12 protein-coding genes are annotated in these 13,451 nt (G+C 67.4%); 6 read left to right on the top strand and 6 right to left on the bottom strand.

Annotated features, from left to right (window positions below; genetic code table 11):
- Positions 1-168: 168 nt before the first annotated feature.
- A complete protein-coding gene (locus ACIGII_RS07760) occupies positions 169-1,722 on the bottom strand; it encodes a GGDEF domain-containing protein (RefSeq protein WP_399636362.1) in 1,554 nt (517 codons plus the stop codon).
- Between the two features lie 134 nt (positions 1,723-1,856).
- On the opposite strand from ACIGII_RS07760, the gene ACIGII_RS07755 reads away from it, so the two are divergent.
- Positions 1,857-2,489 carry an NAD-dependent dehydratase gene (locus tag ACIGII_RS07755; protein ID WP_399636360.1) on the top strand — a complete coding sequence of 211 codons (633 nt, stop codon included), beginning with the start codon at positions 1,857-1,859 and terminating at the stop codon, positions 2,487-2,489.
- A 98-nt stretch (positions 2,490-2,587) separates the two neighbouring features.
- Here the strand turns inward: ACIGII_RS07755 and ACIGII_RS07750 are convergent, their stop codons facing one another.
- Genes ACIGII_RS07750 through pdhA form a run of 4 tightly spaced genes read right to left on the bottom strand, consistent with a single transcriptional unit; the run spans position 2,588 to position 6,488 of the window.
- Complete coding sequence (locus ACIGII_RS07750; protein WP_399636357.1) at positions 2,588-3,994, bottom strand: dihydrolipoamide acetyltransferase family protein; 1,407 nt, start codon at positions 3,992-3,994, stop codon at positions 2,588-2,590.
- Entirely contained in the window at positions 3,991-4,344 is a 354-nt protein-coding gene (locus tag ACIGII_RS07745; RefSeq protein WP_399636356.1) for an SH3 domain-containing protein, read from the bottom strand. Before ACIGII_RS07745 ends, ACIGII_RS07750 begins: the two co-directional genes overlap by 4 nt.
- A 1-nt stretch (position 4,345) precedes the next feature.
- Entirely contained in the window at positions 4,346-5,413 is a 1,068-nt protein-coding gene (locus ACIGII_RS07740) for an alpha-ketoacid dehydrogenase subunit beta (protein ID WP_399636354.1), read from the bottom strand.
- Positions 5,406-6,488, bottom strand: a complete 1,083-nt coding sequence (gene pdhA / locus ACIGII_RS07735) for a pyruvate dehydrogenase (acetyl-transferring) E1 component subunit alpha (protein ID WP_399636351.1) — start codon at positions 6,486-6,488, stop codon at positions 5,406-5,408. Before pdhA ends, ACIGII_RS07740 begins: the two co-directional genes overlap by 8 nt.
- A 334-nt stretch (positions 6,489-6,822) precedes the next feature.
- On the opposite strand from pdhA, the gene ACIGII_RS07730 reads away from it, so the two are divergent.
- The 4 genes from ACIGII_RS07730 (at position 6,823) to ACIGII_RS07715 (ending at position 11,390) form a co-directional block, all read left to right on the top strand.
- The gene (locus ACIGII_RS07730) at positions 6,823-7,701 is read left to right on the top strand and encodes a tryptophan 2,3-dioxygenase (RefSeq protein ID WP_399636349.1); all 879 of its coding nucleotides are present in this window, start codon (positions 6,823-6,825) and stop codon (positions 7,699-7,701) included.
- A 243-nt stretch (positions 7,702-7,944) separates the two neighbouring features.
- A complete protein-coding gene (locus ACIGII_RS07725) occupies positions 7,945-9,447 on the top strand; it encodes a peptide MFS transporter (protein ID WP_399636347.1) in 1,503 nt (500 codons plus the stop codon).
- 8 nt (positions 9,448-9,455) lie between these two features.
- Positions 9,456-10,061, top strand: a complete 606-nt coding sequence (locus tag ACIGII_RS07720) for a thioredoxin family protein (protein WP_399636344.1) — start codon at positions 9,456-9,458, stop codon at positions 10,059-10,061.
- Between the two features lie 207 nt (positions 10,062-10,268).
- A complete protein-coding gene (locus tag ACIGII_RS07715) occupies positions 10,269-11,390 on the top strand; it encodes a hypothetical protein (RefSeq protein ID WP_399636342.1) in 1,122 nt (373 codons plus the stop codon).
- A 303-nt stretch (positions 11,391-11,693) separates the two neighbouring features.
- Here the strand turns inward: ACIGII_RS07715 and ACIGII_RS07710 are convergent, their stop codons facing one another.
- Positions 11,694-12,191, bottom strand: coding sequence for a MarR family winged helix-turn-helix transcriptional regulator (locus ACIGII_RS07710; protein WP_399636340.1), 498 nt, complete (start codon positions 12,189-12,191; stop codon positions 11,694-11,696).
- 130 nt (positions 12,192-12,321) lie between these two features.
- Between ACIGII_RS07710 and hppD the strand changes: the two genes are divergently transcribed.
- Entirely contained in the window at positions 12,322-13,437 is a 1,116-nt protein-coding gene (gene hppD, locus ACIGII_RS07705; protein WP_399636337.1) for a 4-hydroxyphenylpyruvate dioxygenase, read from the top strand.
- The last annotated feature ends 14 nt before the right edge of the window (positions 13,438-13,451 follow it).

Raw genomic sequence — 13,451 nt, 5'->3', positions numbered from 1 at the left:
TATGGTTGTTCATCCGGGCTCTTTGGGCGTGGACAGGTGTGGTAACCACCATTTTCCAAAGATGTCCCGGATGAACAACCTACTGAGAGATCACAACTAACAGTCGGCGCTACCCTTCGACCAAGGTCACCATGGACCGAAGATCACCAGCGCTTGCCGTTGTCCGGTTCACTCTGCTTGGACACGGTTCTTGCCTACGCGCTTGGCCGCATACAGTGCGGCATCGGCGCGCTTCAACAGAACCTCGGCGGTTTCCCCCGGCTGCCATTGGCTCAAGCCCGCGCTGAAATGCACCGGCACCCGCTTGCCATCCAGCTGCAGCGGGCGCTGCGTCAGCGACCGCTGCAGCCGTTGGAGGGTGGACATGCTGTCCGCGCCCGGCGTTTCCGGCATCAGCAGCACGAACTCGTCGCCGCCGATGCGGGCAATGGTGTCGCTGCTGCGCAGCAGCAGCTGGCACACCGTGACCAGGTGGCGCAGGATCGCGTCGCCGCCCGGGTGTCCATGCGCCTCGTTGGTCTGGTGGAAATCATCAAGGTCCAGCAGCGCCAGCGCCAGCGGATGACCCTGCCGGTCGGCGCGGGCCAGCTCGCGCTCCAGCAGTTCGTCGAAGCCGCGTCGGTTCAGGGCACCGGTCAACGGATCGATGCGCACCAGCCCGGACACGTCGCGCAGTTCCTGCTCCAGCTCGGCAATGCGCGCTTCGGCCTGTTCCACCTCGCGGCGCGCGTTGCCCAGGTGGTCGCGGGCCTGCAGCGCCTGTTCCTGCACGCGCGTGGTGTCGACCAGGACGTCCTGCAGCAGCTGGTTGAGGTCGGCGATGCTGCGTGCCTCTTTCAGTGCCAGGGCGTAGCTGCTGATGCGGTCGTGGTATTCGCCGGTGCTGACCGCCATGCCATCGAGGTGTTCGATGAAGCCGCCCATCAGGCTCTTCATCGCCGCCTTCGATTCGACGATGCCCTGCTTGAGCAGGCCCTGCTTGTAGATCACCTCGCGCAGGTTGGCCCGCGCCTGCTCCACCGAGTCGCGGTCCAGCGGGCCGCCGATCAGCTCGCGTACCGCATGCAGCTGCCCGTGCAGCCAGCTGCTGTCGTCGAGCAGCTCGCCGATGTTGTCCAGCAGCAGGTCGAACAGGCTCAGCAGCAGCTCCTGCTGCTCCTGCCAGCCATCGCTGCGCACGCCGATCTGGTGGGTCAACTCGCGCAGGCGAAGTTCCAGCGGCTGCAGCGGCTGACCGGGGTGCCACTGGCGCAGCTCGGCGGCCAGCTGCACCGGTTCGTCCTTCAGCTCGGGCATGTTCTGCAGCAGGCTGGCCACGGTCACGCCCAGGGTCACGCGCAGCAGCTCGCGCAGGCGCAGGCTGTCGGGCTGCCCGTCCGGGCTGTCCTGTTCGATGGTACGGATGTACTTGTCGATCAGCTGGCGCATGGCGCGGCCGTAGCTGACCCAGTCGGCGCTGCGCTGTGCCGACTGCAGGCGCAGGCCCATGTCGCCCAGCTCACCCGGCAGGGTGGACATGCCGTGGGCGAACGCGGCCAGCAGCGGCTCGGGCTGTTCGGCGCCGGCAAACAGGCGCTGCAGCATGGCACTGCTGCCCCCTTTGGGTCCCGGCGTTTCCGCTCCCGCGGCGACCGCACTGTCCTTGGCCTGTCGGCGCAACAGCAGCCGCCCCACGGCAGTGCCGGGGCCGGGGCTGGGAAGAGCGTCCTGCGGGTCCTTCATGCGGCGGGTCCTGGTGGGTCACCGGCCATGGGCGCCGGACGGGGGAAGCGTTGGAACAGTATCGGCGCCGGTGTCGCAGGCTTGAACCCGCTGCCGTGCCACGATGGTAGGCAATCGGACGGCAGGAGTATGCGATGAAGGTGATGCTGGTGGGCGCGACCGGGCTGGTCGGCGCGCATGTGCTGCAGCAGCTGCTCGACGATCCCCGCTGCGACGGGGTGGTGGCACCGACCCGGCGACCGCTGGACGTGGCCGACCCGGCCCTGCACAACCCGGTGGTGGACTTCGACCGGTTGCCGCTGGAGGCCGATTGGTGGGCGGTGGACGCGGTGATCTGCGCCTTGGGCAGCACGATCCGGCAGGCCGGCAGCCGCGAGGTGTTTTCCCGGATCGACCACGACTATCCGCTGCAGGTGGCCGCGCAGGCGCAGGCACGCGGGGCGCATGCGTTCGTGCTGAACTCGGCCAAGGGCGCCGATGCCGGGTCGCGGATCTTCTACAGCCAGGTCAAGGGCCGCCTGGAACAGGACCTGCGGGCGCTGGGGTATTCCTCGCTGACCCTGGTGCGACCCGGGCTGATCGGCGGCGAGCGCAGCGAGCGACGCACCGGTGAGCACCTGGCCAGCCTGGTACTGGGCGCGTTGGGGCCGGTGCTGCCGCGCGCGTGGCGGATCAATCCCGCCGAGCGCATCGCCGCTGCGATGGTCGAGGCCGCGCTGGCGCCTCGCCCGGGCGTGCACATCATCGACTCGGCCAAGCTGGCGTAGCGTCACGCAGGGCGTGGCGCTGCCGCACAAGAAAAAGGCCGCGCACAGGGCGCGGCCATTTCATGTGCCGGCGGGTGGGCCGGCGCCACGGCGTCCGGTCAGCTGGCCAGGGCCAGGTCGTCCAGCATCGCGCGCAGGAAGCGCGCCGCTTCACCGCCGGTGGCAGCGCGGTGGTCGAACGTGACCGACAGCGGGATCACCTTGTGCGCTTCCACGCCGCCCATCACCGGGGTCATCTGGTGGCGGGCGCGCCCGGCACCGACGATGGCCACGCACGGCGGCACCACGACCGGGGTCGCGTAGCGGCCGGCGAACATGCCGAAGTTGGACAGCGAGATGGTGTAACCACTCAGCTCGGAGGCGGCGATGGAACGCGCTTCCACCTGCTCACGCAGGCGGTTCACTCCCTCGCGGATGCCGCGCGCATCCAGCACGTCGGCATTGCGCAGGGCGGGCACGAACAGGCCATCGTCGGTGTCCACCGCGATGCCCACGTCCACGTGCGCGTGCAGGGTGCGGGTCAGCGCGTCGCCATCGAACCAGGCGTTGAGCGCCGGCACCTTCTGGCAGCCGACGACGATTGCACGCACCAGGCGGGCGGTGACGTCGTTGCCCGGCACCCAGGCGTGGATGTCGGCGTCGTCGTTCAGCGTGGTCGGCACGACCTTGCTGTGCGCGTCGGCCATCACCCGCGCCATGTTGCGGCGCACGCCCTTCAGCGGTTCCGGCTGGCCCTTGGCCACCACGCCCGGCGGCTGGGTGCGCATCGGCTTGCCGGCGGCCGACAGCGGCGCGCGGGCCTCGGCAGCGCGCGCCACCGGTGCGGCAGCGGCCACCGGCGCAGCGGCTGCAGGTGCAGCGGCCGATGCCGCCGGCGCGGCGCCGACCTTGGCGCTGCCATCGGCGGCGGCCTGCTTGACGTCGGCCATGGTCACCGCGCCATCGGCACCGGTGGCGCGGACACGGCTCAGATCCACGCCCAACTTGCGCGCGGTGGCACGCACGGCCGGCACGGCCTTGACCCCGCCGACCGCCACCGCCTGTTCGGCGTGCACGGCATTGGAGCTCTGCATCGCGCCGACCACGGTGCCGGCGTCATCGCGATCGGCGCCCGGCTTGGCGATCTCGCCACCGTCATCGGACGCCACCACCTTGTCCGGCTGGGCCGGGGCGGGCTGGCCGGTGCTCGGCGTGGCCGCCGGGGCAGCGTGGCCATGGCTGTGGCCGGTGTCCTGGCCATCGGCGCGCTGCGGCAGGTTCGGGTCCAGTTCAAACTGGGCCAGCACGCTGCCGGTGGGAATGATGTCGCCCGCGCCGCCGGCCAGCTTCAGTACCTTGCCGGAGAACGGCGAGGGCACTTCCACTACGGCCTTGGCGGTCTCCATCGAGACCAGCGGCTCGTCCAGCGTGATCACGTCGCCTTCCTTGACGAACCACTCGACGATGGTGGCGTCGGGCAGGCCTTCGCCAAGGTCGGGCAGGTGGAAATTCTTGTTCTCACTCATGTGCAGTTCTCTTCCAGCAGTTCGAGATCGCGGGCCGGCAGCCAGCCCGTCGCGCCGTTCGCGCGTTCGGACCACCACCAGCCACCGTGTTCATGATGCAGCTTGACCATTTCACCGCTGTCCACGTCCAGTTCGCGGGCGTCATAGTCGCGCAGAGCCTCTGCGCGACCATCGTCCAGCACCTGCAACCACGCCACCGGTGCCCAGCCGGCACGCCCGTCGCCGGTGCGTACCCAGGCAAACGCCGGCCATTCCTCGTCACGAACACCCAGTTCGACGATCTGGCCGGTGCGGAACCGGAGCGGGTTGGGGTACTGGCTGCGGTACGGGCCCAGGAGTCTGGCCCGCATGTCAGCCCGCCGCCACCGCGCGTTTGGCCGCGCTCACGATCCGGTCCACGCTGGGCAGGTACTTCATTTCCAGGCGGAACAGCGGAATGTGGGTGTCGTAGCCGGTGACACGTTCGACCGGTGCCAGCAGGTCGTACAGCGATTCCTCGGCCAGGCGCGCGGCGATCTCCGCGCCGAAGCCCGCGGTCTTGGGGGCCTCCTGCACGATCACGCAGCGGCCGGTCTTGGCCACCGATTCGGCGATGGTGGCGAAGTCCAGCGGGCGCAGCGTGGCCACGTCGATCACTTCGGCACTGATGCCTTCACCGGCCAGCTTGTCGGCCGCTTCCAGCGCTTCCTTCACCTGCGCACCCCAGGTCACCAGGGTCACGTCGGTGCCGTCGCGCAGCACGAAGCACACGTCAAGAGGCAGCGCTTCGCCATCGTTGACCACCACTTCCTTGTACTGGCGGTAGATGCGCTTGGGTTCCATGTAGATCACCGGATCCGGTTCGCGGATCGCGGCCAGCAGCAGGCCGTAGGCGCGCTGCGGCGAAGACGGCAGCACCACGCGCAGGCCCGGCACGTTGGTGAAGATCGCCTCGTTGGCTTCGCTGTGGTGTTCCGGCGCACGGATGCCGCCGCCCCACGGCACGCGCAGCACCATCGGGCAGTGCAGGCGACCGCGGGTGCGATAACGCAGGCGCGCGGCGTGGCAGACGATGTGGTCCACCATCGGGTACATGAAGCCGTCGAACTGGGCTTCGGCCACCGGCTTCATGCCCTGCGCGGCCAGGCCGATGGTCAGGCCGGCGATGGTGGTTTCATCCAGCGGGGTGTCGAGGATGCGGTCGGCGCCGAAGCGCTGCTGCAGGCCGGCGGTGGCGCGGAACACGCCGCCGTTGACGCCGACGTCCTCGCCGAGGACCAGCACCGACTTGTCGTGTTCCAGCTCCCACGCCAGCGCCTGGGTGATGGCTTCGATGAGGGTGATGGGCGTGGTGGTCATGCTCTCTTCTCCGCGCGCGATGGCGGCGCTGTCGGCGGCGTTGGTCTGCGCGCTGGAGGCGCCGTTCTTGATCTCATCCATGGCGCTGCTCCAGAGCAATCGCCTGCGCGCGCTGGGCCAGCAGGTCCTGCGGCGGATCGGCGTACAGGAAGTCGAACATCGCTTCCACCGGCTGCACGGGGGTGTTGAGGTACAGGTTCACCTCTTCATCCACGCGCTTGCCGCACTCCACGGTCCAGGCCTGTTCCTCTTCCTCGCTCCACACGCCGGCGTTGACCAGGTACTTGCGCAGGCGCAGCATCGGCTCGCGCTGCCAGGCATCCTTGACCTCGGCATCGTCGCGGTAGCGGCGCGCGTCATCGGCGGTGGTGTGGTCGGACAGGCGGTAGGTCATCAGTTCCAGCACGGTGCCACCGTCGCCGGCCAGCGCGCGCTCGCGCGCCTGCAGCATGGCGGCCATCACCGCGATCAGGTCGTTGCCGTCCACCTGCAGGCAGTGCAGGCCACCGGCCAGGCCCTTCTGCGCCAGCGTTTCGGCACCGGTCTGGGCCGAACGCGGAACCGAGATGGCCCAGCCGTTGTTGACGATGCACAGGATGAGCGGGAGCTTGTAGGCACCGGCCGAGTTCAGTGCAGCGTAGAAGTCGGTCTTGGAGCTGCCGCCGTCGCCGCACACGGCTACGGCAATCTGCTTCTCGTTGTTGAGCTTGAACTTCAACGCGGCGCCGGCGGCGTGCAGGCACTGGGTGGAAATCGGCACGCAGAACGGGAAGTCCTTGGCCGCGTTGCCGCCGTAGTCGTTGCCACGCTCGTCGCCGCCCCAGTACATCAGGACGTCGCGCGGCCGCACGCCACGCATGAACATCGCGCCGTACTCGCGGTAGGACGGGGCAAACACGTCGTCCTTCTGCATGGAAGCGCCGATGCCGACATGCGCGGCTTCGTGGCCCAGGCAGGCGGCGTAGGTGCCCAGCTTGCCGGTGCGTTGCAGCGCGATCGACTTGCCGTCGAACACGCGCACGAACAGCATCTGCTTGAACATCGGCAGCAGCGCGCGCGGATCGCGCAGGGCATCGGGCAGGTCATCGCGGACGAGCGTGCCGTCCGTGTCCAGGTACTGGAGATATTCGATCTTGAACTCAGCGGCAACCGTCATTGCGTACTGCACCTTCGACAGGAAGTTACAAATGATATGAATTGCCATGTTAAGGAAGGCGTATGAAAAAGCCGTCCTGCGGCGCAGCAAGAACTGGCCGGCGGGCGTCCCGGTATACCCCACCACATGCCCGCAAGGCCAATAACATCAACGTATTCAGTTGCATCAACGGTGCATGAGCGCCGTCCTGCGAGGGCTCGGGCACAGGCCTGCAGGTCGCCACTCCCGCGCTGAACACGGGTCTGCCCCGTGCTCCACACCCTGGCGTAGGGTGGATCCTGCGCAGGGCCCCAGCCACTGCGCTACGCTTTCACCCCCTCAAGCGGTCCCCGCCATGTCTGTCGACAAGAACCAACGCGATCTGGAAGCCGGCATCCACACCGACCTGGAAGGCCGCCTCACCTATGGCGGCTACCTGCGGCTGGACCAGCTGCTGTCGGCCCAGCAGCCGCTGTCCAACCCCCCGCACCACGATGAGATGCTCTTCATCATCCAGCACCAGACCTCGGAGCTGTGGCTGAAGCTGCTGGGGCATGAGCTGCGTGCGGCGATAGGCTTCCTGCAGCGCGACCAGGTCTGGCAGTGCCAGAAGGTGCTGGCGCGCAGCAAGCTGGTGCTGCGCCAGTTGACCGAACAGTGGTCGGTGCTGGAAACGCTGACCCCGTCCGAGTACATGGGCTTCCGCGACGTGCTGGGCCCGTCGTCGGGCTTCCAGTCGCTGCAGTACCGCTACATCGAGTTCCTGCTGGGCAACAAGAACGCGCAGATGCTGCAGGTGTTCTCGCACGACCCGGACGGCCAGGCGCAGCTGCAGCAGGTGCTGGACGCGCCCAGCCTGTACGAGGAATTCCTGCGCTACCTGGCCCGCTTCGGCCACGCCATCCCGGCCGGGTACCTGGACCGCGACTGGCGGCAGCCGCACGTGGCCGACGATGCGCTGCACCCGGTGTTCGAGCGCATCTACCAGAACACCGACCGCTACTGGCGCGAATACGCGTTGTGCGAGGACCTGGTGGACCTGGAGACGGCCTTCCAGCTGTGGAGGTTCCGCCATATGCGCACGGTGATGCGGGTGATCGGGTTCAAGCGCGGCACCGGCGGCTCCAGCGGGGTGGGATTCCTGCGCCAGGCGCTGGAGCTGACCTTCTTCCCGGAACTGTTCCAGGTGCGCACCACGATCCGCAATGACGACCCGATGCCGCCGGACGCCTGAGCGGACCCCGGCCCTCGATAAGCCTATTCATGTTTGCCGGCCGCGATGCCCTTACGGTGCGGCAGGCCCCGCCGTTGCTGCGCTGGCGGTCCGGTTCCGGTAGTTGCAGGTGCAAGTTCAGCGACCGTGCCGCCAGCTGCACACATCGGTGTGTATTTGACGTGAACGCCGTTGTTCTGGGATTCTCCCGCGTTGTCTCGCACATCGGACGTGCATGTCTTCCACCGAACCCAGGAATCCCGCATGAGCGTAGACGCCGCCGCGACATCCGTTCCCGAACCGGCGCTGCCGGAGTTCAAGACCACCCTCGGCCATCCACGCCCGTTGTGGATGCTGTTCATGACCGAGTTCTGGGAGCGCTTCGCGTTCTACGGAATCCGCTGGGCGCTGGTGCTGTATATCGTGGCCCAGTTCTTCGACGGCGACTCCGCCGGCCAGGCCGCCGCCAGCCGTACCTACGGCGCCTACCTGGCCCTGGTGTATGCCGCGGCCATCTTCGGTGGCTACGTCGCCGACCGGGTGCTGGGGTACCAGCGCTCGATCCTGACCGGCGCGGTGATCATGGCCGCCGGCCTGTTCATGGTGGCCATGCCCAACAAGGAAGTGTTCGAGTTCGGCCTGGCCACGATCATCATCGGCAACGGCCTGTTCAAGCCGAACATCTCCACCATGGTCGGCAAGCTGTATGGCCTGAAGGATGAGCGCCGCGATTCGGGCTTCACCATCTTCTACATGGGCATCAACGTCGGCGCGATGATCGCCCCGGTGCTGACCCAGTTCCTGGCCGAGAAGGTCTTCGGTACCGAAGCGATGCCGTCCTACAAGATGGTGTTCATCGCCTCGGGCATCGGCATGCTGCTCAGCCTGGTGTGGTTCTACGTCGGCCGCGCCGGCCTGAAGGGGATCGGTGCGCCGCCGGTCGGTGCCGAAGGCATGGGCCGCGTGGTGATGGTGTTCATCGGTTCGCTGGTCGCCATTCCGGTGGCCTACTTCCTGCTGTCCACCGGCGCCACCGCGCTGGCCTGGATCCTGGGCGTGCTGTTCGTGGCGCTGGGCGTGCTGCTGCTGGTGGAAGGCATCCGTGAGGGCAAGGTGCAGCGCGACCGTGTGATCGCCATGCTGATCATCTTCGCCTTCAACGTGATGTTCTGGATGTTCTTCGAACAGGCGGGCAGCTCCTTCACCTTCCTGGCCGACAACATCGTCAACCGCAACCTGGGCGGCTGGACCTTCCCGACCGCGTGGTTCCAGTCGGTCAATTCGGTGGCGATCATCACCCTGGCGCCGGTGATTGCCTGGATCTGGATCAAGCTGGGCCGCGCCAATCCGTCCATCCCGCGCAAGTTCGGCCTGGGCCTGCTGTTCAACGGCGCGGCCTTCGCGCTGCTGATGCTGGCGCTGTCGAGCATGGTGGTGGACGGCAAGATCCCGTTCTGGACGCTGTTCATGGTCTACGTCATCCAGTCGGTCGGTGAGCTGTGCCTGTCGCCGATCGGCCTGTCGATGGTGACCAAGCTGGCCCCGGTACGCCTGGTCGGCTTCGGCATGGGCGGCTGGTTCCTGTCCACCGGCATCGGCAACAACCTGTCGGGTATCTTCGCCGGTGCGGTCAGCGGCGAAGGCGGCATGACCGTCGAGTCCGCACTCACCGGCTACACCTTCGGCTTCTGGGCGTTGATGGGTTCGGGCGTGCTGTTGTTCCTGATCGCCCCGCTGATCAACAAGCTGATGCACGGCGTCAAGTGAGGTCTGCAATGCGCACGCACGCGTGGGGGTTGCCGTTGATCATGGCCGGCCTGCTGGCTGCCTGTTCGCCGTCGGCGCCCACCGCCGCCCCTGCGCAGCCACTGGACACCACCGAACAGTCGCCACCGGCAGCCGATCCCAGCCGGCCGGTGGCCTCGGGAAACACCCCGGCCGCGGCGGATGTCGCCGCGGTCGCCGGGCTCAACGCACAGTTCGACCCGGCCCGCGACCCGGTCGCGGACCTGGCCACGGCCAAGGTCGAGGCCCAGCGGGGCGGCAAGCGCATCGTGCTGGACGTGGGCGGCGAGTGGTGCTCGTGGTGCCACCTGCTGGATGCCTTCGTCGAAGGCGACGCGGAGATCCGCAGCTTCCGCGATGCCAACTATGTGTGGATGAAGGTCAACTACAGCGAAGACAACGAGAACGCGGCGTTCCTGTCGCAGTTCCCGGCGATCAAGGGCTACCCGCACCTGTTCGTGCTCGACGCGGAGGGCACGCTGCTGCACTCGCAGTTCACCGGCGAGCTGGAAGCTGACAAGGGCCAGCCGAAGGGCTACAACCGCGAACGCTTCTTCGCCTTCATGAAGGAATGGGCGCCGCCGAAGGCGCCTTGACCGGATGGAAAAATGCCGCGGCCTCCGCGGCATTTTTTTTGGGGGGATGCCACTCCGACCCACCCAGCCGCAGACCCCACCGGTAGAGCGGACTGTCAGTCCGCTGCTCCTGGCGCGCGGGTGAATCAACGGCAGCGGACCAACGGTCCGCTCTACAGTTGCCCGGTCTCCTGCCGCTATTTCCAAGGACCTCATGGATCGACGCGCATGCAGCCTGGAACTTCCGATAGCACCGTGGACGCACCGACCGGCGTGAGCCTGCCGCCAGCGGAGGTGCTGCTGGACGATGCGTCGGCCCATGCCGGCGAATCCGACATCCCGGACGTTGCCACCACCCTGTACCGCCTGCCGCTGGTATCGGTGCCGGACAACGTGCTGTTGAGCGCCGCCGTACAGAAGCTGGTCGAGCAGAAAGCCCAGCTGGACCAGCTGGCGCGCACCCCGGCGCTGGCCGGCCTGTTGCCAGCGGAGTGGCAGGGCAGCGGTTCGCGCGGCGTCGACCTGCAGGCCTTCGTGTTGTCGGTACTGCCCTACCTGCACAACGCGACCAAGGCAGAAACCGCGCCCGCGCGCCTGCCGCTCAAGCATGTGCTGGGCGACAGCGGTCGCTGGGACCACCGGGATGTGGCCGAGCCCAGGTCGCTGGCGTTCTTCCTGGCCAGCGACGACCGGGCCAGTGCCGGGGTGAAAGACCCGGCAGAAGCCTATCTGGTCGCGCCGCTGGGCCTGGCCTGGGCCCACGAGGGACGCACCCGCCCGGGCTTCCTGCGCCACATGGGCTACCCCAGCATGGCGGCACGGGTCCATGTGCTGCCGTACCCGGAGCCGGGCCAACTGGCGTTGTACGGCGTGGTTGCCAACGGCGTGCCGCAGACCTGGTGCGTGCTGGACCGGCGCAAGCTGCGCCCGCTGCTGGCGCCGTGGCTGAGCGTCCCGCTGCTGACCGCCTATGGCGTGGCCGCGCCCAGCGCGTGGCCCGCGTCCTACCCGGCGATCGACGAGGTGGCGCGCGCGCTGGCCGTGGCGCGCACCGGCAGGGGACCGGTGGAAGTGGACCTGGTCAAGGTGGCTGCCAAGGTCGCCGAGGATGCGTCAGGGGAAACCTGGATGCCGGTGAGCCTGCTCCAGGTCGGTACCTGGGCACCGCGCTGGCGCTATTTCCTGGCCACCTTCATTGCGCTGCCGGCGGCGCTGCTGGTGATCGCCGCCCTGGCCCTGCCCGGCGCGCTGGAAGCGGCGGCGGTGGCCGCGTCGCTGGGCCTTGCCGCCGGCGCCATTGGCGCGCTGGCCGCGCCGTGGGTGCATGCGCGGCGCAAGCACCTGAGTTGAAAGCGTGACGACCAACGGTCGTCACCTACCGGTCAGCGATCAAACGTCCCGGGGGGGGACCGACCGTTGCCCGGCAAATCCCGGCGGGTACCGACCGATGGTCGGCAAATCCCGGCGGGTACGGACCGATGGTCGGCAAATCCCGGCGGGTACGGACCGATGGTCGGCATATCCCGGCGGGTACGGACCGATGGTCGGCAAATCCCGGCGGGTACGGACCGATGGTCGGCATATCCCGGCGGGCACCGACCGATGGTCGGCATATCCCGGTAGGTACCGACCGTTGGTCGGTACGTGCTTCGGTCAACCTTCATCCATCCGCTGCAGCCCATCCCCGGCCAGGCGCAGGATCAGCGTCTCCAGCATCTGCTCTTCTTCCTCGCTCAGCACCGACATCAGCTTGCGGGTGATCTCGATCACCAGCGGGGCGATGGTCTCGTACACCTCGAAGCCGGCCGCCGACAGCGCCAGCACCGAACGGCGGCGGTCGTCCCCGTGGGTTTCACGCTTGATGAAGCCGCGCTCAAGCAGTCTGGCCACGGCGCGGCTCACCGCCACCTTGTCCATCGCCGTGCGGTCGGACACCTCGCTGGCCGACGACCCCGGGTACAGCGCCAGGATCGTGATCACCCGCCACTCGGGAATGGCCAGGCCGTACCGGTCCCCATACAGCTTGGCGATGTTGCCACTGACCCGGTTGGACAGGACGCTCAGCCGATAGGGCAGGAACTGCTCCAGGTCGAGCAGGGCGTGCGTGGCGCGGATGCTGTTGCTGCTGCTGCTGGGGTCGGCTGGGCTCATGCTGCGGTGCACCTTGCTGGTGGTTTCATGTGAAACTATAACCTTGTTTCCGGACTCCGCATTCTCGCGGGTCTGCCTTCCGCCCGCACCTGGTTTTTTTCCGGGGGTGGGCCGCTTTGGAGCCAGTGTCATGAGCAGCCAGCCCGCTACCGCCTCGCACGCCCCCAACCCCGGCATGCAGGTCACCACCTTCGAGAACCCGATGGGCATCGACGGGTTCGAGTTCGTCGAATTTGCCGCGCCTGCCGGTCGTGGTGCCGAACTGCACGACTACTTCCGCAAGATGGGTTTCACCGCCGTGCTGCGTCACAAGCAGCGCGCCATCACCGTATACCGCCAGGGCGATGTCAACTTCCTGGTCAACGAAGAACCCGATTCGTTCGCGTCGGATTTCGCCGAGAAGCACGGCCCGTGCGCCTGCGGGTTTGCCATCCGCTTCCAGAAGCCGGGCGACGAGGTGCTGCGCATGGCACTGGGCAATGGCGCCGAAGTGGTCGACTTCAAGCCGGACACCCGCGCCGTGCCGGCGCCGGTGATCAAGGGCATCGGCGACTGCATGCTGTACCTGGTGGACCGTTACGGCGCCGCCGGCAGCATGTTCGACACCGATTACGCGCCGATCGACGGCGCCGACCAGCGCCCGACCGGGTTCGGCCTGACCTTCATCGACCACCTGACCCACAACCTGTATTTCGGCAACATGCAGCAGTGGTCGGACTACTACGAGCGCCTGTTCAACTTCCGCGAGATCCGCTATTTCGACATCAAGGGCCTGAAGACCGGCCTGGTGTCCAAGGCGATGACCGCGCCGGACGGCATCGTGCGCATTCCGCTCAATGAGTCGTCCGATCCGAAGAGCCAGATCAACGAGTACCTGGACGCCTACAAGGGCGAGGGCATCCAGCACATCGCCTGCTTCACCGAGAACATCTACGAGACGGTCGAAGCGATGCGCGCGCAGGGCGTGGAGTTCCTGGACACGCCCGACACCTATTTCGACGTGATCGACATGCGCGTACCGGGCCATGGCGAAGACGTGCCGCGGCTGGCGAAGAACAAGATCCTGATCGACGCCGATCCGGAAACCAAACAGCGCAAGCTGCTGCAGATCTTCACCACCAACTGCATCGGCCCGATCTTCTTCGAGATCATCCAGCGCAAGGGCAATGAAGGGTTTGGCGAAGGCAACTTCACCGCGCTGTTCGAAAGCATCGAGCGCGACCAGATCAAGCGCGGCGTGCTGTAATCCACGAAAACGGA

Origin of the sequence: Stenotrophomonas sp. NPDC077420 (assembly GCF_044543385.1) — a bacterium.
Lineage (GTDB): Bacteria > Pseudomonadota > Gammaproteobacteria > Xanthomonadales > Xanthomonadaceae > Stenotrophomonas.
Note: the sequence above shows the minus strand (reverse complement) of the source record. Positions and strands in the feature narration are given on the sequence as shown.

Coding starts and splice junctions, on each gene's coding strand:
- ACIGII_RS07760 (WP_399636362.1), bottom strand. CDS start 1,722: ATGAAGGACCCGCAGGACGCTCTTCCCAGCCCCGGCCCCGGCACTGCC.
- ACIGII_RS07755 (WP_399636360.1), top strand. CDS start 1,857: ATGAAGGTGATGCTGGTGGGCGCGACCGGGCTGGTCGGCGCGCATGTG.
- ACIGII_RS07750 (WP_399636357.1), bottom strand. CDS start 3,994: ATGAGTGAGAACAAGAATTTCCACCTGCCCGACCTTGGCGAAGGCCTG.
- ACIGII_RS07745 (WP_399636356.1), bottom strand. CDS start 4,344: ATGCGGGCCAGACTCCTGGGCCCGTACCGCAGCCAGTACCCCAACCCG.
- ACIGII_RS07740 (WP_399636354.1), bottom strand. CDS start 5,413: ATGGATGAGATCAAGAACGGCGCCTCCAGCGCGCAGACCAACGCCGCC.
- pdhA (WP_399636351.1), bottom strand. CDS start 6,488: ATGACGGTTGCCGCTGAGTTCAAGATCGAATATCTCCAGTACCTGGAC.
- ACIGII_RS07730 (WP_399636349.1), top strand. CDS start 6,823: ATGTCTGTCGACAAGAACCAACGCGATCTGGAAGCCGGCATCCACACC.
- ACIGII_RS07725 (WP_399636347.1), top strand. CDS start 7,945: ATGAGCGTAGACGCCGCCGCGACATCCGTTCCCGAACCGGCGCTGCCG.
- ACIGII_RS07720 (WP_399636344.1), top strand. CDS start 9,456: ATGCGCACGCACGCGTGGGGGTTGCCGTTGATCATGGCCGGCCTGCTG.
- ACIGII_RS07715 (WP_399636342.1), top strand. CDS start 10,269: ATGCAGCCTGGAACTTCCGATAGCACCGTGGACGCACCGACCGGCGTG.
- ACIGII_RS07710 (WP_399636340.1), bottom strand. CDS start 12,191: ATGAGCCCAGCCGACCCCAGCAGCAGCAGCAACAGCATCCGCGCCACG.
- hppD (WP_399636337.1), top strand. CDS start 12,322: ATGAGCAGCCAGCCCGCTACCGCCTCGCACGCCCCCAACCCCGGCATG.